We start from the raw sequence: 23,063 nt of genomic DNA, 5'->3' as shown, positions 1-23,063 counted from the left end.
ACCAACATGGCGTGAACTATGCGCCCACGCCCCTGCGGACTCCAGACCTCTCGGCCGTATCAGAAAGCTACATACCGGATGAAATCCACCCAAGCCGTCGGGGCAACCGCGAACCGCGGCCCTTCCTTCTCCTTGGAGTCACGGACGTAGACCGCGTCGGGCCGGTGAGCGACCTCCACGCAGCTGTCCCCCTGGGAGCCGCTGTAGCTGCTCTTGAACCAGTTCAGCTCGTCGCTGGTGCTCATAGCGCTCCTCGCATCCGCTTCAACAGGTCCGCCGAGTCCGCCGGGGACAGGGCCTGTGAGCGCATCTTGGCATAGCGCATCTGCATCAGGCTGACGTCTTTCGGGCCGGAGATCAGCTGGCCCGTCTGCTGCCCCTCCGAGTAGCCCAGCCACTTGTGGTCCGGCGTCTCAAGGAACTGCATCGGACCGTCCGTCCCGGCATGGTGCGGCTGCGTGAGCGGCATGATCTGCAACTCGACGTTCCACAACCCCACACAGGCGATGAGGTGGTCGAGAAGCTCGCGCGTGATGTCGTCGCCGCCCGTGCGCCGCAGCAGCACCGACTCCTCGATGATGAAGCTGAACGCGATCGGCGGCTTGCGGGTCAGCAGCTTCTGCCGTTCCAGACGCGCCGCGATCCGCTCCTCCAGTTGCTCCTCGGTGGGCGGCGGCGGGACGTTGAGCATCACGGCCCGCGCGTACGCCTCCGTCTGCAGCAACCCCGGCACCACTCGGCACTCGTACGTACACAGGCTGACCGCCGCCGCCTCCAGTTGGGCCCATAGCCGGAACCAGGCAGCCAGCCCGCGCTGCCGCGACACATGCTTGGCGACCGCCCGCAGCACACCGAACGCGTCCAGGACCTCCTCCGCCTGCTCGACGAAGTCGCCGGGCGGCAGGCGCCGCCCCTGCTCGATCGAGCCGACGAAGTGCGCCGAGTATCTGACCAGCAGCGCGAACTGCTCCTGCGTCAGCGAGGCCCGTTCGCGGAAGACCTTGAGAACGGCCCCGAACGCCTTGAGGCTGTCGGACGGTTCGGGTTCACAGCTGCTGTTCCCCATGGCGACCCCCTCGTCGTGCTTGCCGCACTCGTCGCAGGTGCAACGGCCCATGCTCACGGTCGGTTACCCGTACCGTCCAGAGGGTGAGCTCGTACGCTGCTCTCCGTACGAGCTGTCGTCATCGCATGAACTGCGGCGATACCGACACGGTGGACGCATGACATCTTCAGTGGACGCCGTGGAGACGCAACTGCCGACTACCGTACGTGCGTTCAGGCAACGGTTCAGCTCCACCCGTCGAGGTGCACGACTCGTATGTCTCCTCGCCGTCGAACAACTCAGCTCGTGGGGCATCGAGTACGGCAGCGACCTCTCCGACTCCGCCGCCCTGATCGTGGCGGAACTCGCAGCGAACGCGGTGACGCACGGGCGCGTACCGGGGCGGGACTTCGAGGTGCGGCTGACGCTCGCACCCGACAGCGGCGTATTGTGCATCGCCGTGTCGGATGCCACCGCCCGCCACAAGGTCAGCACCCCCAAGCTCGGATACGTCCCAGATGCATCCTGGCGCGCGGCCGCGCTCTTCCACGAAATCGTCAGCGTCCGCCCGCTGCCGGCACGCAACCCCGCCTTCGCCGCGATGGTCGCCATCTCCTACATGCACGCCTCCGGCGAAGGACTCGCCCCGCCGTACGGCGGCTTCATCGACCTCGCCAAGGAGGCCCGCGCAGGCCACACCAACGTCTACGCCTGCGCCGAACTCATCCGGTCCTGGCGCGTTTGAACACGGCGTCGGACGAGTTGGCTGTGACGACATCTGTGGTGGTGGACGGCAGGTCGGGTTTACCCGCGGCGGAGGCACGGTATCTCGTAGCGTGTCTACTTCCGTTCGGCGTGTAGATGGGGAGCGTTGCGGGGTGGATCCGGTATCGGTGGGGCTGCTGGCGGCGTTGGCAGGTGGCGTGGGTGGTGAGATCGGTCGGCAGGCGTGGGCAGCGCTGAGTGAATTGGTGCGGCGCCCGTTCCGGGGCGGCCAGGACACCGAGGATGTTCCCGCGGTGAGTTCGGGGGTGGCAGAGCTGGCAGAGCTGGAGCGGGCCCCAGCCGATCCGGCGCCCGCGCAGAGGTTGAGTACCGCGCTGGCGGTGCGGGCGGCGGTGGATGCAGACTTCCGCGCCGGCTTGGAGCAATGGAATGAGCAGGCGAGGCTGGTGCGCACCGGCGACGGTGAGGTGCACAACACGATCAGCGGCGGCACTTTCCACGGGCCGACGCTCCAGGGCCAGACCTTCTCCAGGATCTCCTTCACCACCCCGCCCCCACCTCCGGCCGACCGCGGCCCCGATACACCCTCCACACAGAGCTGACCTGCATGGCCAATACGTACTCCGGCGGCGCGGACGACGCAGGCTCGCCGGTGGAGAACCAGATCAGCGGTGGTGTCTTCTTCCACGCGGTGATCCAGGGCCGGGACATCACTGTGCAGTTGCCCCCGCAGATCACCCCGGCACTGTCCGGCCTGCCCACCGCCACGGCCACCTTCACCGGCCGCGACGAACAGGTCGAGGAGCTGCTTGAGGTGCTGGCACCGGGCCGGGGGCCGCAACAGACGGTGATGGTGGCGGCGGTGGCGGGACTGGCCGGGGTCGGTAAGACCGAACTGGTCGTGCAGACCGCTGCCCGGGCACTCAAGCAGCCCGGCTGGTTTCCCGGCGGAGTTCTGTTCGTTGACATGTTCGGCTATGACCCAGAACGCCAACTGTCCCCCCAACGGGCCCTCGACGGCCTCCTGCGCGCGCTGGGCATGCCGGGCGAGCACATCCCCGCCGAGCTGCAGGACCGCTCCCGGCTGTACCGCAGCGTGCTGGCCGGCTTCGCGGAGCAAGGCCGCCGGGTCCTGGTCGTCATCGACAACGTCTCCACCGCGGAGCAGGCCCGCCCGCTGCTGCCCACTGACGGCACCACCGCGGCCCTGCTTACCTCTCGCCACACCCTGGACGTTGACGCCCGCCTGCACGACCTGGACGTCCTTAGCGAGCGCGCCTCGGTCGAGTTGCTCCACCAAGCTCTCCTGCAAGCCCGCGGCCCCGCCGACACCCGGGTGACCGACGACGCCGAGCACGCCGCCACGATCGCCCGGTTGTGCGCGGGCCTGCCCCTGGCCCTGCGCATCGCCGCCGCCCTGCTCGCCGACGCCCCCAACCGCCCCTTGGCCTCCCTGGCACAGGCCCTGGAGGCGGCGCACACCCGGCTGGACCGGTTACACCGCGAGGACCGTGCGGTGCGTGCGGCCTTCGACCTGTCCTACCAGCACCTCAACCCCGACCACGGTCGCCTGTTCCGGCTGCTGCCGCTCAACGTCGGCCCGAACCTATCCACCGAATCCGCCTCATACCTGATCGGCGCAGACCAACCCACGGCAGAAGAGCTCCTACAGGACCTCGCCCGCGCCCACTTGATCGAACCCGGACACATCTGGGGCCGCTGGCGCCTGCACGACCTGGTGCGCCTCTACGCCAACGAGCACGGACACATCCACGCCGACACCGACCAGCGCGCTGCCGCCCAGACCCGCCTGCACGACCACTACCGCAACTCCACCCTGGCCGCCGACACCCACCTGCAGACCCTGCCCGGCACCCGCTCCCCCCGATTCGCCGACCGCCACCACGCGCTGGCCTGGCTGGACGACGAACGCCTCAACCTGGTCGCCACCGCCACCGCACCCCCACCGCTCGGCCACCCGGACACCAGTACCGCTCTCGCCTTCGCCCTCGCCCAATACCTCGAACTCCGCCGCTACTTCGACGACTTGATCAACGTCACCACCACAGCCTTAGCACTCTTCCGCGAATGCGGCGACCGCCGCGGCGAAGGCAGGGCGCTGAACAGCCTCGGCAGCGCCCTGCAGGAGGTGCGCCGGTTCGATGAGGCCGTCGACGCCCACACCCAGGCCGCCGACGCCTTCCGTAAATGCGGCGACCGCCGCGGCGAAGGCAGGGCGCTGAACAACCTTGGCAATGCCTTGCAGGGGGCGCGCCGGTTCGATAAGGCCATCAACTCCTTGACCCGGGCCGCCGACGCCTTCCGCGAGCACGGCGACAGCTACGGCGAAGCCACGGTGCTGCTCAACCTTGGCAGCGCCCTGGTCGAGCTGCGCCGGTTCGATAAGGCCATCGACTCCTTGACCCAGGCCGCCGACGCGTTCCGCGAGCTCAGCGACCGCCCCAGTGAAGCCATGGCACTGGACAACCTTGGCGTTGCCCTGCGGAACGTGCGCCGGTTCGATGAGGCCGTCGACGCCCACACCCAGGCCGCCGCCGCCTTCCGCGAGTACGGCGCCCCCTACCTCGAAGCCATGGCGCTCAACAACCTTGGCAGCACCCTGGTCGAGGTGCGCCGGTTCGATATGGCCGTCGACGCCCACACCCAGGCCGCCGCCGTCTACCGCGAGTACGGCGCCCGCCACCGCGAAGCCGGGGCGCTGGACAACCTTGGCGTCGCCCTGCGGAACGTGCGCCGGTTCGATGAGGCCGTCGACGCCCACACCCAGGCCGCCGCCGCCTTCCGCGAATGCGACGATCGCCGCGGCGAAGCCATGGCGCTCAACAACCTTGACGATGCCCTGCAGGAGGTCCGCCGGTTTCGGTGAGGCCATCGGCGCCCAAGGGGTTGAGAATACCGTGTCAGATCGTGCGCTAAGCCTTCGTTGGCCTCGGCCCTGGTGGCGGCTGACAAAGCGTCGGCGGACGGACGGGTCTGAAGTTGTTCCGCAGATAACGCCCTCGTATCCATGGCATCGCTGATCACAACTGCATGGAGGACCGCCGCAGTCGTACGGGAGCAGCATTAGCCACCAACACGTCACAGGCCGACGTTGCCAGGACCTCGTGGCTCTCGGTATGCGCTAGTTACCGGGAGCCAGAGGGAGCAGCGTTGGGCGTGAGTAGTTGATCTGCTCACCGCTGCCGGTAGACAGGCAGAGCGTTACGAAACCCATGACCGAACCTGCACACTTCAACGATCTGCGGGTCTACTGGAGTTGAACCGCTCCGGGTCTGATGGAGGCTCGATTCCCCGAGAGGATCGAGTCATGGCCCGTCCGTCCCCTTACCCTGCCGAGCTTCGCGAGCGCGCGGTACGCATGGTCGCGGAGATCCGCCCCAACTACCCAACTGAGTGGGCCGCGATGAAGGCGGTCGTCGCGAAATTGGTCATTGGTGCCGCCGAGACGGTGCGGACATGGGTTCACAAGGCCGAGGTCGACGGCGGCCAACGGCCTGGTGTCACGTCCGAGGAGGCCGCGGAGATCAAGCGGCTGAGGGCGGAGAACGCCGAGCTGAGGCGGGCCAACGAGATCACCGCGTCTCGTCCGAACGAGAACGAGCGGTGGGTCGCCGACTTCACCTACGTCGCCACCTGGTCCAGCATCGTCTACGTCGCATTCGTCGTGGACGTGTTCTCCAGAGCGGTTGTCGGCTGGTCCGCATCCACCAGCAAGCGGGCCAAGCTCGTCCTCGATGCCCTCGACATCGCCTTATGGCGCCGCGACCGCGCAGGCACCGCCGCCGGACCAAGCTGATTCATCACTCGGATGCGGGCAGTCAGTACACGTCTTTTGCGTTCATCGCCCACCTCCTCGACGCCGGCATCGACGCCTCCGTCGGCACCGTCGGCGACGCCCTGGACAACGCGCTCATGGAGTCCCAGATCGGCCTCTACAAGACGGAGCTGATCAAGCCCCGCAAGCCCTGGCACGGCCTCGCCGACGTCGAACTCGCCACCGCGGAATGGGGCGACTGGTTCAACAGCCAGCGCCTCCACAGCGCCACCCGAAACATCCCGCCCCACGAACACGAGACCAACAACTACGCTCAACACCAGCCCCAATCGGCGGCTGGAGTCAACGCATAGAGCCTCCACCAATCCCGGAGCGGTTCACATCGCCTCCCTGTGGGGGCGTAAAGGGTCAACAGCTGGCTCAGCTTGCGGGCGTACCGTCCGTCAGCCCTACGGTGATGCCCAATGCCCGTACGAGCTCGGTCAGTTCCTCGCGGAAGAGTTTGTCCGGGCTGACCGTCTGGGTGTGCATATGGCCGTAGACCTCCAGGGACACCAGACCGTGCAGATGTCCCCAGATCCGCAGTGCGAGCGCAACGGCGGCGGGCGGCAGTTCCGGGAAGGCCGGGCGTACCTTGTCGAGAAGCCCGGGGTCGAAGTCCGACCACTCGAACTCGCTGCCTTTATAGAGATGTTCTGCATGGGGCCAGGCGGCTGCAGCGAGGGCGGTGAGCCCCGTGCAGACCCGGCGTGCGGCGTCCGGGGCGGCGCCGCCCTCGGGGGCGTGGTAGCCGGGAACGGGGTCGCCGTAGATGAGCCGGAAGCCCTCGGGGTTGGCCAGCGCCCAGTTCCTGAAGGCGCCGGCCCACGCCTGGATCCGGGCGGCCGGTTCCTTGGCGGGGGCTGCTTCCCAGGCGGCGTCCACGGCGTCGGCCAGCGCGGTGTACACGTCGTTGATGAGCGTGGTGACCAGGTCATCGCGGGTGGCGAAGTAGCCGTAGATGGCGTTGGCGGTCATGCCCATCTCGCGGGCGATGGCCCGCAGCGTGATGGCGTCGGGTCCGCCCGAGGCCATCAACTCGAGTGCCACGTTCTTGATTTCGGCCGTCGTCTCAGCCCGTAGCCGCTCGCGCCGCCCCCTGCTCCCTGTACTTGCCACCCGGACACTCTACAGCGTCACCGCCATTGATGGCCGTATCTAAACTTCACGGCGTATAGTATCTGCACCGTGTCACCGAGTTGTCGGCGCGCACTCATGTCCGCATGAATAGGGGAGAGCCATGCACATCGGAGTCATCGGAGCCACGGGAACCATCGGCAGCAGGGTCGTCACCGAAGCCCTCGACCGGGGACATCACGTCACTGCGTTCAGCCGCGATGCCTCGCAGGCGGAGATCAACGACAAGCGCGAGAACATCACCTGGGCAAGCGTCGACATCCTGGAACCCACGAGCATCGCCGCCGTCCTGCCCGGCCTCGACGTGCTGATCAGCGGGTTCCAGCCCGGCAATGCCGCCAAGGACATCGCGGACACCGTGCGGCGCTCGATCGCCGATCCCACGGTCTACGCCACCGCGGCGCGGGCCCTCCTGACGGCGCTGGAGAGCCACCCCAGGACCCGGCTGATCGTGATCGGCGGCGCCGGCAGCCTGGAGGTCGAGCCCGGAGTGGTACGCGCCGACTCCGACCAGCTTCTGCACGCCAGCCTCGACCAGCTCGGGCTGCCCCGCGAATACGCGGCGGCGGTGCGCGGCCACCGGGACGCCTTGAACGTCCTGCGCACCTCGAACCGGCTCTGGACCTACTTCAGCCCCGCCGAGGACATCGCCCCCGGCGAGCGCACCGGTCGCTTCCGGATCGGCGGTGACCAGCCCGTCCTGGATGCCGACGGACGCAGTCGCATTTCGGCGGAGGACGCCGCTGTCGCCCTGATCGACGAGGCGGAGCTGCCGCGTTTCGTCCAGCGCCGCTTCACGATCGGCTACTGAAAGCCACGTCCGAGATCCAAGGCGGCCCGTACCGAGGGAATGCCGGCGTCCGTCAAGTCCATGTGCCCGGTGACGGCAATGGTGGTCACGTCTCTCCCTCAGCTCGACACCACCCTCGCCCGTTCCTCCGCGGCCTGCCTGCTCAGTCCGAGGATCCGCCGGGGGCAAGGGCCACGTTGGCGAGGATCGTCTTGTGGGCGAAGAGGTTGAAGGACTGGAAGACAGGGCGATGGCGGGCACCCGGCCTCCGAGCGCGGGGTGCGAGCCCTCGCGGTTGTAGTAGTTCAGCAAGTCGGCGAGGGCTGATCAGGCCGGATAGGGGTTGTAGCAGTCCAGGGCCGGGTGGTAGAGGACCTGCCAGGTGCGCGCTTCGATGACGCCGCTCTCCGGCAGACCGTGGCAGCCCTGGATCCACTTGATCTTCTTCAGCATGACAGAGTCAAAGACCCCGTCGAGGGTGAGCTTGGGCGGCTGGCCTCCCCACATGTTGCTCAGGCATTGCGCCTGCTTGACCGCCACGCCGGTGTCACCGTCCGTAAGTATGGGGCGAGACGTCGCTGAGATGTAAGAACACTCCCTGGGAACGGCCGCGGCGACCTGTGGCACAGCAAGAGCCAGCGATGCGGCTGTCCATAGCGCCGCACCCCAGGCGACCAGTCTGCGCTCTCTCATGCCGCTCCTTCCGGCCCGGCCACTGGCTTGCGGCGCGTCTGGAGTCGATGGGTACGCCCCATCCTCCCCACATTCGGCAAGGCCCGCGAGTTGCGACCAGTACGACCGCAGGGTGGCGGCCGTGGCACCAACCTCATGAGATGGCACAGCCAGGCCGAGTATCGGACAGCCGTCAGAGACCCGGCCACCCCTACCCGCGATAGAGTCGCCATGATCACCACAAGAGGGGGGCCTCGTGCAGATCCGACGTGTCCGGCGTACGGCGATCGTCACCGCGGTGCTCGCGGCTTGTCTGCTGTCCTGTTCCGCGGGCGCGGACGACACCTCCGAGGGCACCGGGACGCGCGACACCTCCCGTTCCTCGTCCGCCTCGGCACCGGCGGACGCGGCGCCGCAGGAGACCGGTTCCACCAACCCGACCCCACCGGCGTCCCCGGGACCGGAACTGGTCCGCGACGCCTTCGCCGGCCTCCAGGCCACGCTCGACGACACCTGCACACCAGGGTCGGGAGACTGTGCGTACTTCCTGGGAAGGGTCCACGAAGAACTGATGGGCCTCGACGCAGCGATGAAGGCGGACCCCAAGGGCCCAGGCCACTTCCCGGAGCCCATCACGTGGATCGCCGACCTCCGCAAGACTCTCGACGGCGACACCTCCACCGAGAACCTGGAGACCCACCGCACAGAGCTGATCGACGTCCGCGACCGGATCAACGGCTGGATGCAGGACCACCCCGACGACTACCGCTGAGCCTGGTGGCGCCTCACGGCACTCCAGCAGGGCCCCACCAGGCCACCAGGAAGGGGCGGTGGCTCACGCCGTGGCGGCGGCGAGCAGCCCTAAGCAAAACCAGGGCTGACGTCGGCCCCGGCCGGGAACCGCCCTCCGCTTCAGATGGCGGCGGGCGCGGTGGTGATGCGCTCGAACAGCCGGGTGGAGCGGCAGATCTCCACCGTGGATGCCTCCGTGGTGTCATCGGCCAGCCACGTGCGGCCGGCCAGGCCGCCCGTCTCGGTGACGACCTCTCATCCAGCCATGTCGTGCGCACCACCGCGAGGGAGTTCGCTTCCGAGATGTCCAGAACCCGCCACGTCCGGTTGCGCAGGCCAGGGTCCTGGGTGGCGACGATGACCCGCACCTTGTCCTCCCGCGAAGCCAGCGGCACGCCCAGCGGCGTCAGCAGCCGGTACCGGTTGCGGGGTCGTCGGCGTACGCCTGCCCTTCCAAGGAAAGCACCAGGCCTGGCCCGCCGGCGGAGAAGATCGCCCCGGAACCCCCGTAAACGATCGTGTCCGGGCTTGCACGTACTCACCGGAGTCCGGGTCCAGGATCAGCGGGCCGGGGCGGAAGAGGCGCCGCCGGGTGCCCGCCCGACGCTCATGTGGGATCTCAGGTTCGGCTGCACAATCTCACCCGCGCCGTCACCCATGTGCGGTCCTAACTCCTGTGCCCCGCAGCGCAGTTGACACAGAATGCCCGCATGAGTCACACGCCTCACACACCCACAACTGCCCGGTCTCCTCCTACGATCCTCCCGCACGCGCACAGGACCCGGCCATCCGGCACGGCGTACCCGCGCGGCCAGAGTCCACGGGGGAACTCTCGCGATGAGAAGAGCATTACTGCGCCTTGGCACCGTCCTCGCCCTCGGCTTAGGCCTGCTGGCCGTCCCGTTCGGCCCCGGTGTCGTGGAAGAGGCCCAGGCTGCGACGAGCAACGGGAAGATCTACAACAAGGACGGCGACGTCGTCATGGCGGCCTCCTTCAACTCCGGGCTGCACTACTACCACGAGCACGAGAACGCCAGCCCTGACAAGCCCAACTTCTTCCAGGTGATGGACAAGTGCGACGACGGCGAGAGTCCCGTCGTCACCTGGACGATCGAAGGCCGGGCCGTCGACGGCTGGAGCGCGGACGACTGCACCAGCAGCTCTCTTCTCCCTTTCAAGCTGTATGCGGTCGAGACCGGCTACGAAGAGCCGGCCATGGCTTCCATGCAGTGGCACCTCGCTGCCAAGGACGCCGACGGCAACCAGCTGGGCAGCACCGACGTGAAGCACGACTGGGCCGGCTCCTACACCGACGACGGCAGCGACCTGTACACGCACGCCAGCCTCTACCGCGACGAGTACGACACCGGCGGGGACACCCTGGTCGTGACGATCCTCCCCACGGACAAGGCGAAGGGCCTCGACGTCGCCGCCATCGTCGACGCCTACACCGCACAGATCTGGGATCACGTGACGACGCGCCTTCCCCGGCCGGGATCCGTCACCGACGACCAGGCGGAGTCGCTCTACAAGCAGCTGTGGTGCCACGTGAGGTTCAACGCCTACGGCATCCGCGGCGGCCACACCTGGGACCTGGAGGCGGAGCGTCCGAACATCGACTGGGAGCTGGTGACCGAGGACATCGCCATCCACGGCTGCAACTGGGGCACGACGGAAGACCAGGGCTGGTTCAGCCGCCCGCCCACCGACGGCGGCGACCCCGAGAACCTCGCCCCCATGGTCGACGCCGGCCCCGACGTGAGTGTCGACGAGGGCTCCGCGGTCACCCTCAAGGGCACGGCCGCCGACGACGGTGGCACCCCTGCCACGGAGTGGACGTACACCCGTGGCGATGACGTCGACGAGGGCGCGACCTGCACCTTCGCCGAGCCCACCGCCCCACGCACCACCCTCACCTGCACCGACGACGGCACGTACACGGTCAAGCTGACCGCCGACGACGGCGTCAACCAGCCCGTCAGCGACCGCGCCACCGTCACCGTCCGCAACGTCGCCCCGACGCTGGACGTGACCGCGCCCAAGGAATGGGACGTCCACCGCGTCGAGACCGAGGTCCCCGTGGTGGCCTCCTTCACCGACCCCGGCAGCAACGACACCCACACCTGCAAGGTCACCTGGGACGACGGCAGCACCTCCGACTTCCCCGCGAAGGACGGCCGTTGCGAGACCAGCCACGTCTACGACCACGCGGGCATGGACACCGTCGCCGTCGAGGTCACCGACGACGACGGCGGCACGGACGACGCGGAGCGCATGGTCGTCGTCTACGACCCGCGCGCCGGCCTCGCCTCCGGCGCCGGAACCCTGGGCGACGGCCTGGGCTTCACCGCCCTGGCCAAGTACCCGACGGCGGGCTCCACTGTGCCTGCCGGGGCGGTCAAGCTCTCCGTGCCCACCGCAACCGGTCGGCACACGATCGTCTCCACCGACCTCGACTGGCTGGTGATCACCCCGGACGCCAAGGCCGCCGTCAAGGGCCGCTCCGCGACCCACGGCTTCCTCGGCTACCTGGAGTCGGGCCGCTTCCGCGGCGTGACCTGGCCGCTCACCCAGGGCAACACCCCGCCCGCCGCCCCCACGTACGACAGCACCCCGGGCGCAAGCTGGGACCTGGACGAGGCGCAGCCGAAACCCCTCCGTACCGGCCTCACCGTGATCGACACAGGCTGGCTCCCGGGCCTGCCACAGCTCCCGGCCCCGCTAGGCGACACGGTCGGCAACCTCCTCAACACCCTGCCGACCCTCCGCCTGGACCTGCACGGGGACACGGCGGCCTGACCCGCGCACCGCACGACTAGGAGCATGTCTCGGTAACCGGCGGCTGGCCGGGAGGTCGTGATCGGTGGGATCGGTCGCGGTCGCCCGGTTAGGGTCACGTCCACGGACGTGGTGTACGGAGAGGCGTTGAGGTCGTCGCTGGTCGGGGTGGTTTGAGCGTGCACGCGGGTGGCGTGGGGCAGAGGCAGCGGTCATCGGCTGAGCCTCCGGGAGAACGCTTCAAGATCTCCGAGAAAGGCCGTCCGATGACCGCACCGCACGGTGCCTCGTTTCCCGAGCTGCTGGAGGACTACCTCGCCTCGGCCGGGCGGGCGGTACCCCGCGCATGGACATCATGGTGTCGGCGTCGGAATCTGTGGGGCGTTCAGACCAACGGATGCGGTCTCGATGGCTTCGTCCAAGACGTCTCGGGAGCGGGTCAGGTCGGCGATCACTCGATTGATGCGGTCCCGTTCCCCGATCAGTTCATTGACCAGCTGCGCAGTGGCGAACTCGTTCGGGCCGCCGTCTGCGTCCCGCATGCAGGGGAGCAGCCGTGCGATGGTCTTGCTGTTCAGCCCGGCCGCGTAGAGCGCCTGGACACGGATAACACGGTCGACCGCCCATTCTCCGTAGTCCCGATGACCACCGGGAGTGCGCTCGGCCCGCAGCAGTCCCTGCTGCTCGTAATAGCGCAGGGAACGCTCGCTCACCCCGCTGCGCCGAGCCAGTTCACCGATCCGCATTCCCACCTCGCATGCTGAACCAGGGCTTGAATCTGACACTGATGTCAACTTCTACCGTACCGGCATGACGAACACACCGGTTGAGTCCAGCCTCTTCGAGCCCGCCCGCCTTGGGCCCCTGCAACTGCCAAACCGTCTGGTGATGGCGCCGCTGACCCGCAACCGCGCCGCAGCAGACGGTGTACCCCAGCCGATCATGGCCACCTACTACGCGCAGCGCGCATCCGCAGGGCTGATCATCGCCGAGGCCACCACGCCGAATGTCGTGGGGCAGACCTATCCCAACATCCCCGCGATCCACGACAAGGCCCATGTGGCCGGATGGCGCCGCGTCACCGACGCGGTACGTGCCGCCGACGGTCGGATGTTCCTGCAGTTGCAGCACGGTGGACGGGTCGGCCACCCCGACAACAGCGGGCTGACGCCGGTCGCCCCCTCACCCGTCCCGCTCCCCGAGACGATCCACACCCCGAGCGGGCGCCAGGCCTCCGTTGTGCCGCGCGAGATGACCATCGCCGACATCCGGTCCACCGTGGCCGACTTCGCCACAGCCGCGCGCAATGCCATCCACGCGGGCTTCGAGGGAGTGGAGGTACACGCGGCCAACGGCCACCTCCTCCACCAGTTCCTGGCGAAGGGCACCAACCACCGCAACGACGCCTACGGCGGCCCGGTCTCCGGCCGGATCCGGTTCGTGGTCGAGGTGGTCCAGGCCGTCGCCGACGCGATCGGGCCCGAACGGGTGGGCCTGCGCATCTCCCCTGGAATCACCGTCAACGGCATCGAGGAAGGTGACACCGAGAGCATCTACCCGGCACTCGTGGGCGCGCTGGCGGACACCGGCCTGGCCTACCTGCACATCGTATTCGCCGACCCAGACCAGCCTCTCTTCCAGGACATCCGCAAGGCCTGGCCGGGCACGCTGATCGCCAACCCGGTGCTCGGATGGGGAGGACCACTGCCCGCCGATGGCGGCCGGCACGCTGGCGAGCGGCTCCTGGCTGCCGGAGCCGACCTGATCGCGCTCGGCCGTGCCTTCCTGGCCAACCCCGACCTGGTCGAACGACTGCGCATCGGCGCACCACTCAATCCCGTACGGGACAAGTACGCCATGTACACAGGCGGAGAAACCGGATACACCGACTACCCCACCCTGGCCGCCAGCCGCCCTCGCCCCGAGACGCCCGAACCCATAGGACTCTGAGGAGCGTGGACGGCACTCCTGCGAGGGAAGCGGTACTCCTGTGGGTGGCCCGGTTCGTGACGCGTGCCATTGACGCGTGCCAGGGGTGATCGCCCGCGCCGTATCCTCCACAGCGGGGCAGACAGGTGAACGGAGGACGGTGCACGTGGCGGGAAGTACGGAACGAACGTCGTTGAGCGCCCAGGCGCGCGAAGCCGTCCGGCAGCGCATCGTCGACCGCCGCTACGCTCTCGGGGCACGCCTCGTCGAGCGCGAGGTCGCCGAAGAGCTCCAGATGTCCCGCGTCCCCGTCCGCGAGGCCCTGCGCGCCCTCGTCGCCGAAGGTCTGCTCGAACTGCTGCCGCACAGCGGGGTTCGGGTGCGCCGCCTGGAGCGCGCCGACGTACACCATCTCTACGAGGTGTGGGAGCCGCTTGCCGTGCAGGCCTCGCGGCTCGCCGCCCGGCGCGTGGCGGAGCACGCCCCGAAGGAACCGCCGGGGCTCGCGCGACTGCGGGCCACGCTCGAACACGCCGATGCGGCCTCGGAGTCCGACGACGCGGCGAGCGAGGTCGCCGCACACACCGCGTTCCACGAGGGCATCGTGGCGCTGGCCGGCAACCCGCTCCTGGAGCGAATGATGGAGCAGTTGAGCTGGCAGCTCCAACTGCTGTTCGGGATGCGTTCCGAACCGGACCACATGCGGGCCCAGCACCACCTGATCTTCCGGCACATCGCGGCGGGCGACGAGGAGACGGCTGCGGCGAGCACGCTGCTGCATGTACGGGACAGCCGGGCCGTGGCCCTGCGGTCGCTCTTCGAGGAGAACTGAGGAGAGCTGAGGAGAGCCAGGGCTCTGAGTCCTGAGCACCAGGCTCCGCACGCCTGGACGCCGAGCCCGCATCGCGCGAGGCGCCTGCCAACTGCATCTGTATACCAAGCCTACCGATCCCGGTGAACATTCCCGGCAACACCCGTGCAATAACACCAAACATCCTCACCACTCCTTGCGGCAGCCCCCACTTCGGTATACAAACTGGCGGACGCGGTCCCTCCGCTCTTGTTCGTCCGCCCGTCCCTCCCCGTCCTGGAGCCGCCCATGTGCGTCGAGAACACCCCGCCCCCACCGTCCCGGCTCACCCGGCGCGGCATCCTCGCGGGTGCGGCGGCGCTCGCGGGCACCACGGCCGCGCTCTCCGCCGCCGGGACCAGCGCCGCCGCGGCCGCCGAGCGGAACGGGCGTTCCGCGGACTCCGGTCGAGCCACCACGGGCGACCTGGTCATCGAGGGCGGCACGCTGCTCGACCCGGCGACCGGCGAGGTCACCGAGGACGCGGTGGTCGTCATCGTCGACGGTGTCGTGCGCGCCGCCGGGCCGCGGAGCCGGACGCAGGTGCCGGAGGGTGTCGACGTGCTCGACGCGCACGGCCGGTGGATCCTGCCCGGTCTCGTCGAGGCGCACATCCACCTGAACACCGCGGACGAGGCCAAGGAGGCCGTCCTCAAGGGCGCGACCAGCGCCCGCAGCGGCTCGACCAACTTCTACCAGGACATCGCCGTACGGGAGTTGGCCCGGCAGGTGCCGCAGCTGGCGCCGCGGATGCGGGCCGCCGGTATCTTCGTCACGCCCGACCTCGGCGACACGATCCTCGCCGACCCCGACCTCACCCCGCTCGCCAAGCTCCGCAACGGCGTGCGCTCCCTCGATGCGCTGCGCCGCGTCGTCGATGTCAACCTCGACCGGGGCGCCGACGTCATCAAGACCCGCGTCAACGAACGCGCCGGGCTGCCCGAGCAGGACCCGCTCGCCCAGGTGTACGACCGGGAGCAGCTGTCCGCCGTCGTCGCGGCCGCCCGGCGCGGCGGCAGCGGCGTGCTGTGCCACAGCTACAGCGAGAAGGGCTGCCACGACGCGGTCATGGCGGGCGTGCGGTCGGTGGAGCACGGTGTGTTCGTCGGGGAGCGGACGCTGCACGAAATGCGGCGCAGGGGCACGTACTTCACGCCGACCCTGACCGCCATCGCCGGTCTCGCGGAGTCCTCGAACCCGGTGCTCGCCGAGCGTGGCCGCACCTATCTGCCGGCCCTCGAGCACGCCGTGCTCGCCGCGCACGAGCTGGGTGTGCCGCTCGCCGCGGGCACCGACTCGTCCGGTGGGGAGGTCGACCCCATCGGCCGCGAGGTGGAGCTGATGCGGGCGGCAGGCCTGCCCGCGCTCGACGCGATCCGCACGGCCACCACGGGCGCCGCGAAGCTCCTCGGCATCGAGGGCACCGCGGGCCGTCTGGCCCGTGGCTTCGCCGGGGACGCGGTCCTCGTGGACGGCGACCCGCTGGCCGACGTGACGGTCCTCAAGTCTCCTGTGCACGTGGTCCGTTCGGGTATCGCGCTCTGATGCCCCGGGGGAGGGGGCCGCTGGTCGCCGCCCCCTCCCCCCGTCTTGCCGTCCGTACGTCCCCGTTCACCGAAGGAGACTCCCATGACGCCTCTGTCCCGTCGCGGCATGATCGTCGGCGCCGCCGCCCTGGCCGGTACGGCCACCCCCCTGTCGTCCGGCACCGCCGCCTCCGCCACCGCGCGCGGGCCCGAGGGCGACCGCCCCGCGAAGGACGTGGTCTTCCGCAACGTCCGCCCGTTCGGTGCGAGCAAGCCGGTGGAGCTGACCGTCGTCGACGGCCGGATCACGGACGGCCCGGCACCGCACGGCGCGCGGGTCGTCGACGGTGGTGGGCGGATCGCCTTGCCCTCGCTCGTGGACGCGCACATCCACCCGGACAAGACGACCTGGGGCGGCGACTGGGTGACCCGTAAACCCGCGAGCGGCATAGCCGATTACGTCGCGCAGGACGTGGAGTTGTTCACGAGCCAGAGCCGTTCCGTCGGCGAGCGCGCGTACGGCCTGATGGCGCACGCCGTGACCCGGGGCACCCGCGCGATGCGGGCCCATGCGGATGTGGCGCCCGCCTACGACCTGGCCGGTGTCGAGGGCGTGGCCGCGGCGCGCGACAAGCTGGGGCATGCCCTCGATGTGCAGATCGTGGCGTTCCCGCAGCACGGCGTGGTGCGTACGCCCGGTACGGCGGAGCTCCTTGAGGAGGCGGCCCGCGGCGGGCTTGTCGACATGGTCGGCGGTATCGACCCGATCAGCTTCGACCACGCCATGGACGAACAGCTTGACCTGGTCTTCGGGCTCGCGGACCGGCACGGCATCGGCGTCGACATCCACCTGCACGACCGGGACGAGAAGGGCCTGGAGGTGATGCGCGCCATCATCGACCGCACACGGGCGCTGTCCCTGCACGGCAAGGTCACGGTCAGCCATGTCTTCTGCCTTCCGCGTCTGTCGGACGGTGAACTCGGCCGGATGGCAAGCGACTTGAGCGATCTGGACATCTCCCTGACGACGGTCGCCCCAAATGAGTCGCTGGTCCTGCCCGTCGCCAAGCTCCAGGAGCACGGCGTACGCGTGGGGCTCGGCTCGGACGGTGTGCGCGACGCTTGGAGTCCGTTCGGCAACGCCGACATGCTGCACCGTGCGCACATCCTGGGCTGGGTGACCGATGTCCGCCTCGACGACGAGCTGTCGGACTGCTACGAGGTGGCCGCGCACGGCGGATCCGACGTGATGCACCTCGACCGCGCCGACCTCAGGCCGGGCGCTCCCGCCGACTTCGTACTCGTACGGGCCGAGTGCCTGCCGCAGGTCGTGGTGGACATGCCGCAGCGTGACCTCGTCGTGCACGGCGGCCGGGTCGTGGCGCGGGACGGCGAGCTGGTGTAGTCGCCGCGCCCCCGGGGTTCACCGCGCCCAGGTGGGCAGCCACATCCGCGTCTCGTCGGGCTCCGGTCGGAGCCCGACGAGGTGGTCCCGGAGCGTGGCGAGCGCCGGGTGCGGGTTGCCGGCGCGCCAGATCAGGGAGTGCGGGTAGAGCGGCGTCGGTCCGTGCAGGTCGACGCGGCGCAGGTCCTGCTCGACGGGCCAGACGAGCCGCGTCTGCGTACCGACGAAAGTGGCGAGCTCCGGCAGGTCGGCGATGGTGTCGAGCAGCGGTTCGGTGCCGAAGTCGGGCCCCGTCGCCTCGATGGTGAGCCCGAACGCGGCGGCCAGGTCGTCGTAGTAGACGGCCCACTCGGTCCCGGCGACGAGTCCCGGCATCCAGATGCGGAACCCGGCGAGCTATTCGGGTGTGACGGAGCGGGCGGCGGAGAACGCGTGCCTGGGGCCGGTCAGGAGTTGCAGCGGTTCGTCGTGGACGCGGACGGCCTCGATGCCGTCGGGCAGCTGTCGGGCGTGGCACGGTCAGGGCGCGGACCGTCGCGTCGATGGTGCCGGGGCGTACGGCAGCGATCGCCGCATCCGCGTCGAAGAGCGTGACGACGTCGAGCGCGACGTCGGGGCGGGCGCCGTGGAAGCCGCTCACCAGTCCGGCGGCGGCCGATCACGTCGACGCGCAGCGCGCGGCTCCCGGGCCGTTCTTGCTCGATCTGCTAGCCGGCGGTGTACGGCTTCTTCGTCCAGCGCGGGAGGATTGTGAGGCCCAGCGATCAACGGATGAGGAGCGATGCCAAGTGCTCGTGCCTACGTCGCGTGGGACCGCCCGAGTCACGATGCCGCCATCATCCTGCCCGCCTAACGTCGGGGCGCGGCCCGAACACCCGCTGGCACCGGGGATGGGAGATCGGCCACGCTGCCGCATCCTCCACCGAGCGTTCAGCGGCGAGCCGGTCGGCGAGCGCCTTCGCGGCCTGCAGCGCCGTGGTGTTCCCCGCAGCGAGCAGCGGCACCTCCCGGCGTGCCGCCTCCCGTACGGCCCGGTAGAACGCGGACGCCATCCCCTGCTCCTCCTGGGAGCGGCGCAGGAAGTCGGCGTAGGAGTAGGCGGCCAGTGACTGCAGGGCTTCGGTGTGGATCAGTGTCCACGTGACCCCCGCCGATCACTGCAAGGTTTACGCCAAGTCCACTTCGGCTTACATGCTCTCCTCGGCTCGAAACGTTGGGTTAACCCTGCAAACGACTTTGCCGGGTTAAAGTGTTCCTTGACTGGTCATTGACCATTCGTTGGTTCGCGCGAGAGATAGTGAACTGCCTGGAGGGGGCGCATGTTCCGATGTACGACGGCCCGGACCGTGCTCAGCTTCTCGGCGCCGTCCTGCGCATCCTCCAGTTCTTCGCATCCGTGGCGTCGTTCGCATCCGCACATACGGTGTGTCACGCCATGGCCAAGGCCCTTGCCGGAATCAAGCCCTCCGGGAAGGCATCGCGCGACGAGCCCGCTACCTATGCGGGCTCCGGTGCCCTCGGGGACCCGACCGGTCCCCTGCGCACCCGCGACCGGCACCGCACCGCCCACTCGGCGCCCGGGGCTCCCGACCCGATCATGAGGCCCTCCGTCTCCACCGTGTCGGATCCGGCCATGCCCCGTGTCGCGCACCACCGCGCGTCGAGATGGACGTCAGCCCACTCGCCGGCCGCACCACAGGCGTTCCGCTGCAGAGCAGCAGCAGAGCAGACCCCCCACCTCTCTGTCCTGTCAGCCCGACGCGCCCCCACGGCGCGCCAGGAGGAATCACCACACATGCAACCCCTCATCGACAACGCCCGCACGTTCGGACAGCGCCCTGAGGAGTTCGCTCGCCTCGCCGAGGGTCAGTCCCCCGAGGTCCTGTTCATCACCTGCTCCGACTCCCGGGTCGTTCCGGCCCTGATCACCGGCGCCCGGCCCGGCGAGCTCTTCGAGCTGCGCACCGCGGGCAACATCGTCCCGCCATACGGCTCCGGCACCCCCACGGGAGAGGCGGCCACCATCGAGTACGCAGTGCAGGTGCTCGGCGTCAAGCACATCGTGGTGTGCGGCCACTCCCACTGCGGCGCGGTCGGAGCGGTGGTGCGCCACGACGACCTGACCGCCGTCCCCGCCGTACGCGACTGGCTCGCGCACGCGGCGGACGAGCCCAAGTGCTCCGACCCCACCGACCCGACGGTCGCCGAGGCCGTGCAGAACCACGTCCTCACCCAGCTATTGCGGCTGCGCTCCTACCCGTGCATCGAGAAGCGCATTGAGTCGGGTGAACTCCAGCTGCACGGCTGGTACTACGAGATCCACACCGGAACCGTGCGGGAACACCGCGCGGAGAACGACTCGTTCGAGACGCTCTGAGGGAACTGATGACCATGCTGTCGAAGTTCCCTTACCTGAGGCAGGACTTCCTCGCCTCCATCGTCGTCTTCCTGGTCGCCGTGCCGCTGTGCGTCGGCGTGGCGGTCGCCTCCGGCGTCCCCGCGGAGCTGGGCCTGATCACCGGCATCGTGGGCGGCCTCGTCACCGGGCTCATGCCCGGCAGCAGCCTGCAGGTGTCGGGTCCGGCCGCGGGCCTGACCGTGCTGGTCTTCGAGGCCGTCAGCGAGTTCGGGGTGGGCACGCTCGGCGTGATCGTGCTCATCGCCGGACTGCTCCAGCTCGCCATGGGTTTCCTCAAGGTGGGCCGCTGGTTCAGGGCCATCTCAGTCTCCGTCGTCGAGGGCATGCTCTGCGGCATCGGTCTGGTGATCATCGCCGGCCAGATCTACGCGGCCGCGGGCCTGAAGGCCCCGGAAACTGGCATCGGCAAGATCATGGGGCTCCCAGGAGCGTTCATCGACGCCTTGAGCAACACCAAGGCCCTGGCCTCGCTCGCGATCGGCGCGGGCACCATCGCCGTCATCGTGCTGTGGAAGAAGCTGCCGAAGCAGGTGCAGGCCGTACCCGGCGCCCTCGCGGCGGTGATGCTGGCCACGGTCGCCACACTCGCCTTGAGCCTGCCGGTCGCCACCGTGAAGGTGGAGGGCCTGCTCGGCGTCATCCAGCCGCCCGGATCCGAGGCCCTCGGTGAGCTGGCCAACCCGGCCATCTGGGGCACGATCATCGCCTTCGCGCTGATCGCCTCGGCGGAGAGCCTGTTCAGCGCCGCGGCCGTGGACCGGCTGCACGATGGTCCGCGCACCCAGTACAACAAGGAGATGCTCGCCCAGGGCACGGGCAACACCGTGTGCGGTCTGCTCGGCGCGCTGCCGATGACCGCGGTCATCGTGCGCAGCTCCGCCAACGTCAACGCCGGCGCGAAGACCAAGGCCTCCCGCGTGCTGCACGGCGTCTGGCTGCTGTTGTTCGCCGCCGCGCTGCCGTCCGCGCTGGCGCTGATCCCGATCCCCGCCCTGGCCGGCATCCTCGTGCACGCGGGCTGGAAGCTCATCCCGTTCCGCCAGATCGCCCCGCTGTGGCGGGAGCACAAGGGCGAGGCACTGATCCTGGTGGTCACGGCCGTGGCGATCGTCGCGGTCAACATGTTCGAGGGCGTGCTCATCGGTCTGGCGCTGTCGATCGCCAAGACCGCCTGGGAGGCCTCGCACCTCAAGCTGGAGGTCATCGACAAGGGCGCCGGGCCCGTCCAGGCATACCTTTCGGGCAACGCGACCTTCCTGCGGCTGCCGAAGATCCTCGACAGCCTGGAGGCGCTGCCCCAGGACCGCCCGGTCGAGCTCGACCTGTCCGGACTGCACCACCTCGACCACGCCTGCCGCACAGCCCTGCAGAACTGGGCCGCGCAGCACAGTGCCCCGGGCACCGAGCCCGTGAAGGTCACGGCTGGCGCCGAACCCGCGGAGGTCGCATCGGGCGCCTGACGCCGCCCGATGGCCCGACGGCCGGGCGGTACGCGAACCACGGCGCGTACCGCCCGGCATACCCGCCCATGCCGGCGAGGCCGATCGCGCTCGTCGTAGGCGACGCGCTAGTGCCCGTAATCGGCTGCTCCAGTTGCCTGGTCCCTGGAAGGCTCGACGGCCTCAACCGCGGTCAAGGTACTCATCGACCCCCGCAACAGGCTGACCATCTACAGCCGCGCCGGGCACCCGCCGCCCGTCCTGCTCCACTCCGACGGGAGCTGCGAGTTGCTGGACCAGGCCACCGATCCGCCACGCGGCACCCGCGAGCACCATGTCCCCCGCCCCCAGGCCGGTACTTGTGGGCGCGGGCCAGACGCATCGCCCCCACCAGGGAGTCCAGCGGGCCGGGGGCCAGCTGCAGCGCATACCCGGACGGCACCGAAGCAGGGTCGAGGCTGCCCAGCCCCGCGGTGGTCAGGCGGGTGTTGGCGGCGAGCCGATCCAGCATGTGGTCGATGCGCTGGCGCAGTTCGGCGAGCTGCGCGGAGGAGCCCAAAGCGTCCATGCTGCCGCTGTCGGACAGCTGCCACACCGTCCCGGCCTCGACGCGTAGCGGCAGCGGCTGCCCCGTGGTGCTGGGCGTTCTTCAGGCCACGGGACCGCAGTGAGCGCAGGAACTTGGTCCCGAACGGCTTGGACTCGCTGTCGCCGACCATCAGTCCGAGGATCTGGCGGTGCCCCGCTCGCGGAGATTCCGGGCGCCCGGACCGGCATGGCGCATACGAACCGCTACCGATCGAAAGCGGTCAGTTCCCAAAGTGGAGCGGCAGTCTGCCTCCAGTGAAATCTGCACACCGCATGCACAACCACGGCAAGGTGTGTGATGGATCTACACAAGGGCTCGCCCCATAATGCCTGTTGATCCGGAGTGTCCTGTTAGGAATCGCGGTGGCAATACCGGTCACGTCCCGGCGCCGTGTGGCATGTGGAGAAGTCACCCCCAAGTCGTGTGCAGGCTTGCACCAATGAGTCGCCCTTACGTTGAACTGCCGTGGTGGGAGCGATGGTTGGTTGGATACCCGGAGGAGCTCCGTGCTTTGATCCTTCGCACCGCGGGGTCGCACGAAGGTTTCCGGAAACGGGTGCCGCACGCCCGCGGTTGAGGCCCGCTACCTGTCCCCAGCGGGGCCGCCCCCCCCTTGTGGATCATCCATACGAAGGGAAGTTTCATCATGAACTCCGCTCACCAGTTTGAGACCCTTGAGATCTCCGACGCTGAACTCGACAACATCTCCGGCGGCCTGAGCCCGCACGCCAGCGTCGTCGCCGGCCCCGCCGCGGTCAGCGACTCGGCCGTCCTGGCCCAGGTCGACGCCGCCAAGAACGAGGTCCTGAGCGCCGCTGGCCAGTACAACCACGCCAGCGTCAGCGTCTCCCTCTGATTGGAGGCCCGAACGCCGGGGCAGGGGGCACTGTCCCCCAAGGGCACCTACCGCGCGCAAGCGCGCGGCGGGTGCCGCCACGGAGTGCGGCATGTTGGCGACGGTGACCAGCACGTCCCGCAGCAGTCCGAGCGTGTCGATGGCGATGCTCCGCTTCTGGCCGACGATGTCTTCTTCGACGCGTCCGCGCCCTGGCCGGGGGCGGGCACGCTGGTGAAGGTCTTCAGCTCTGGGCATCGATCACATGGGCCGACGGCTGCGTGTCGCACCCTTCC

20 protein-coding genes and 4 pseudogenes are annotated in these 23,063 nt (G+C 69.2%); 15 read left to right on the top strand and 9 right to left on the bottom strand.

Translation table 11 applies throughout. The features are described from left to right. Positions 1-59: 59 nt before the first annotated feature. Together STSP_RS31875 and STSP_RS31870 are read right to left on the bottom strand one after the other, a co-directional pair. Entirely contained in the window at positions 60-245 is a 186-nt protein-coding gene (locus tag STSP_RS31875) for a DUF397 domain-containing protein (RefSeq protein ID WP_067284480.1), read from the bottom strand. After that, positions 242-1,066 carry a helix-turn-helix domain-containing protein gene (locus tag STSP_RS31870; protein ID WP_067284532.1) on the bottom strand — a complete coding sequence of 275 codons (825 nt, stop codon included), beginning with the start codon at positions 1,064-1,066 and terminating at the stop codon, positions 242-244. Before STSP_RS31870 ends, STSP_RS31875 begins: the two co-directional genes overlap by 4 nt. 157 nt (positions 1,067-1,223) lie before the next feature. Between STSP_RS31870 and STSP_RS40600 the strand changes: the two genes are divergently transcribed. From STSP_RS40600 to STSP_RS31845, 4 genes and pseudogenes are all read left to right on the top strand, one after another. Further along, on the top strand, positions 1,224-1,790 hold the full coding sequence (locus tag STSP_RS40600) for an ATP-binding protein (RefSeq protein WP_232789868.1): 567 nt from the start codon (positions 1,224-1,226) through the stop codon (positions 1,788-1,790). Positions 1,791-1,923: 133 nt separating this feature from the next. Continuing rightward, positions 1,924-2,373: a hypothetical protein gene (locus STSP_RS31860; protein WP_067284479.1), complete on the top strand. Its 450-nt coding sequence runs from the start codon at positions 1,924-1,926 to the stop codon at positions 2,371-2,373. Positions 2,374-2,378: 5 nt separating this feature from the next. Next, on the top strand, positions 2,379-4,658 hold the full coding sequence (locus tag STSP_RS31855; protein WP_067284478.1) for a tetratricopeptide repeat protein: 2,280 nt from the start codon (positions 2,379-2,381) through the stop codon (positions 4,656-4,658). A gap of 441 nt (positions 4,659-5,099) precedes the next feature. Beyond that, positions 5,100-5,920, top strand: a pseudogene (locus tag STSP_RS31845) (IS3 family transposase). A gap of 67 nt (positions 5,921-5,987) precedes the next feature. On the opposite strand, the gene STSP_RS31840 reads toward STSP_RS31845, so the two are convergent. Next, entirely contained in the window at positions 5,988-6,725 is a 738-nt protein-coding gene (locus STSP_RS31840; RefSeq protein WP_067284477.1) for a TetR/AcrR family transcriptional regulator, read from the bottom strand. 121 nt (positions 6,726-6,846) lie between these two features. Here STSP_RS31840 and STSP_RS31835 point away from each other — a divergent pair, with 121 nt between their 5' ends. Then, positions 6,847-7,554 (top strand): NAD(P)-dependent oxidoreductase, encoded by a 708-nt coding sequence (locus tag STSP_RS31835; protein ID WP_067284476.1) that lies wholly within the window; start codon positions 6,847-6,849, stop codon positions 7,552-7,554. 306 nt (positions 7,555-7,860) lie between these two features. Here the strand turns inward: STSP_RS31835 and STSP_RS39400 are convergent, their stop codons facing one another. Beyond that, positions 7,861-8,073 (bottom strand): peptidoglycan-binding domain-containing protein, encoded by a 213-nt coding sequence (locus tag STSP_RS39400; protein ID WP_067284475.1) that lies wholly within the window; start codon positions 8,071-8,073, stop codon positions 7,861-7,863. Positions 8,074-8,461: 388 nt separating this feature from the next. Between STSP_RS39400 and STSP_RS38845 the strand changes: the two genes are divergently transcribed. Beyond that, positions 8,462-8,977: a hypothetical protein gene (locus STSP_RS38845; RefSeq protein WP_067284474.1), complete on the top strand. Its 516-nt coding sequence runs from the start codon at positions 8,462-8,464 to the stop codon at positions 8,975-8,977. Positions 8,978-8,990: 13 nt separating this feature from the next. Here the strand turns inward: STSP_RS38845 and STSP_RS41370 are convergent, their stop codons facing one another. Next, complete coding sequence (locus tag STSP_RS41370; RefSeq protein WP_408646391.1) at positions 8,991-9,539, bottom strand: DUF6093 family protein; 549 nt, start codon at positions 9,537-9,539, stop codon at positions 8,991-8,993. Between the two features lie 295 nt (positions 9,540-9,834). On the opposite strand from STSP_RS41370, the gene STSP_RS31820 reads away from it, so the two are divergent. After that, entirely contained in the window at positions 9,835-11,796 is a 1,962-nt protein-coding gene (locus STSP_RS31820; protein ID WP_078067664.1) for a DUF2599 domain-containing protein, read from the top strand. 332 nt (positions 11,797-12,128) lie between these two features. Here the strand turns inward: STSP_RS31820 and STSP_RS31815 are convergent, their stop codons facing one another. Beyond that, positions 12,129-12,521 carry a MerR family transcriptional regulator gene (locus STSP_RS31815; RefSeq protein WP_067284472.1) on the bottom strand — a complete coding sequence of 131 codons (393 nt, stop codon included), beginning with the start codon at positions 12,519-12,521 and terminating at the stop codon, positions 12,129-12,131. 64 nt (positions 12,522-12,585) lie between these two features. On the opposite strand from STSP_RS31815, the gene STSP_RS31810 reads away from it, so the two are divergent. The 4 genes from STSP_RS31810 (at position 12,586) to STSP_RS31795 (ending at position 17,485) form a co-directional block, all read left to right on the top strand. Continuing rightward, on the top strand, positions 12,586-13,725 hold the full coding sequence (locus STSP_RS31810) for an alkene reductase (protein ID WP_067284471.1): 1,140 nt from the start codon (positions 12,586-12,588) through the stop codon (positions 13,723-13,725). A 139-nt stretch (positions 13,726-13,864) separates the two neighbouring features. Next, positions 13,865-14,536 (top strand): GntR family transcriptional regulator, encoded by a 672-nt coding sequence (locus tag STSP_RS31805; RefSeq protein WP_067284470.1) that lies wholly within the window; start codon positions 13,865-13,867, stop codon positions 14,534-14,536. Between the two features lie 267 nt (positions 14,537-14,803). Next, positions 14,804-16,099: an amidohydrolase family protein gene (locus tag STSP_RS31800; RefSeq protein ID WP_067284469.1), complete on the top strand. Its 1,296-nt coding sequence runs from the start codon at positions 14,804-14,806 to the stop codon at positions 16,097-16,099. Positions 16,100-16,183: 84 nt separating this feature from the next. Further along, on the top strand, positions 16,184-17,485 hold the full coding sequence (locus STSP_RS31795; protein WP_067284468.1) for an amidohydrolase: 1,302 nt from the start codon (positions 16,184-16,186) through the stop codon (positions 17,483-17,485). An 18-nt stretch (positions 17,486-17,503) separates the two neighbouring features. Here the strand turns inward: STSP_RS31795 and STSP_RS31790 are convergent. Further along, positions 17,504-18,177 (bottom strand): annotated as a pseudogene (locus STSP_RS31790) (LysR substrate-binding domain-containing protein); the annotation flags it as partial. 144 nt (positions 18,178-18,321) lie between these two features. Further along, positions 18,322-18,537: a hypothetical protein gene (locus STSP_RS31785; RefSeq protein ID WP_067284467.1), complete on the bottom strand. Its 216-nt coding sequence runs from the start codon at positions 18,535-18,537 to the stop codon at positions 18,322-18,324. A gap of 743 nt (positions 18,538-19,280) precedes the next feature. Here STSP_RS31785 and STSP_RS31780 point away from each other — a divergent pair. From STSP_RS31780 to STSP_RS37785, 3 genes and pseudogenes are all read left to right on the top strand, one after another. Continuing rightward, positions 19,281-19,862 carry a carbonic anhydrase gene (locus STSP_RS31780; RefSeq protein ID WP_067284530.1) on the top strand — a complete coding sequence of 194 codons (582 nt, stop codon included), beginning with the start codon at positions 19,281-19,283 and terminating at the stop codon, positions 19,860-19,862. Positions 19,863-19,876: 14 nt separating this feature from the next. Next, positions 19,877-21,364 (top strand): SulP family inorganic anion transporter, encoded by a 1,488-nt coding sequence (locus STSP_RS31775; RefSeq protein WP_067284529.1) that lies wholly within the window; start codon positions 19,877-19,879, stop codon positions 21,362-21,364. Positions 21,365-21,499: 135 nt separating this feature from the next. Further along, positions 21,500-21,700, top strand: a pseudogene (locus tag STSP_RS37785) (SpoIIE family protein phosphatase); the annotation flags it as partial. 209 nt (positions 21,701-21,909) lie between these two features. Here STSP_RS37785 and STSP_RS41450 read toward each other — a convergent pair. Continuing rightward, positions 21,910-22,086 (bottom strand): annotated as a pseudogene (locus tag STSP_RS41450) (transposase); the annotation flags it as partial. A gap of 492 nt (positions 22,087-22,578) precedes the next feature. On the opposite strand from STSP_RS41450, the gene STSP_RS31770 reads away from it, so the two are divergent. Beyond that, positions 22,579-22,788 carry a hypothetical protein gene (locus tag STSP_RS31770; protein ID WP_067284466.1) on the top strand — a complete coding sequence of 70 codons (210 nt, stop codon included), beginning with the start codon at positions 22,579-22,581 and terminating at the stop codon, positions 22,786-22,788. The last annotated feature ends 275 nt before the right edge of the window (positions 22,789-23,063 follow it).

Origin of the sequence: Streptomyces jeddahensis, from assembly GCF_001642995.1 — a bacterium.
GTDB classification, from domain to species: Bacteria; Actinomycetota; Actinomycetes; order Streptomycetales; family Streptomycetaceae; genus Streptomyces; species Streptomyces jeddahensis.
This window is presented reverse-complemented; position numbering and strand designations above follow the sequence as displayed.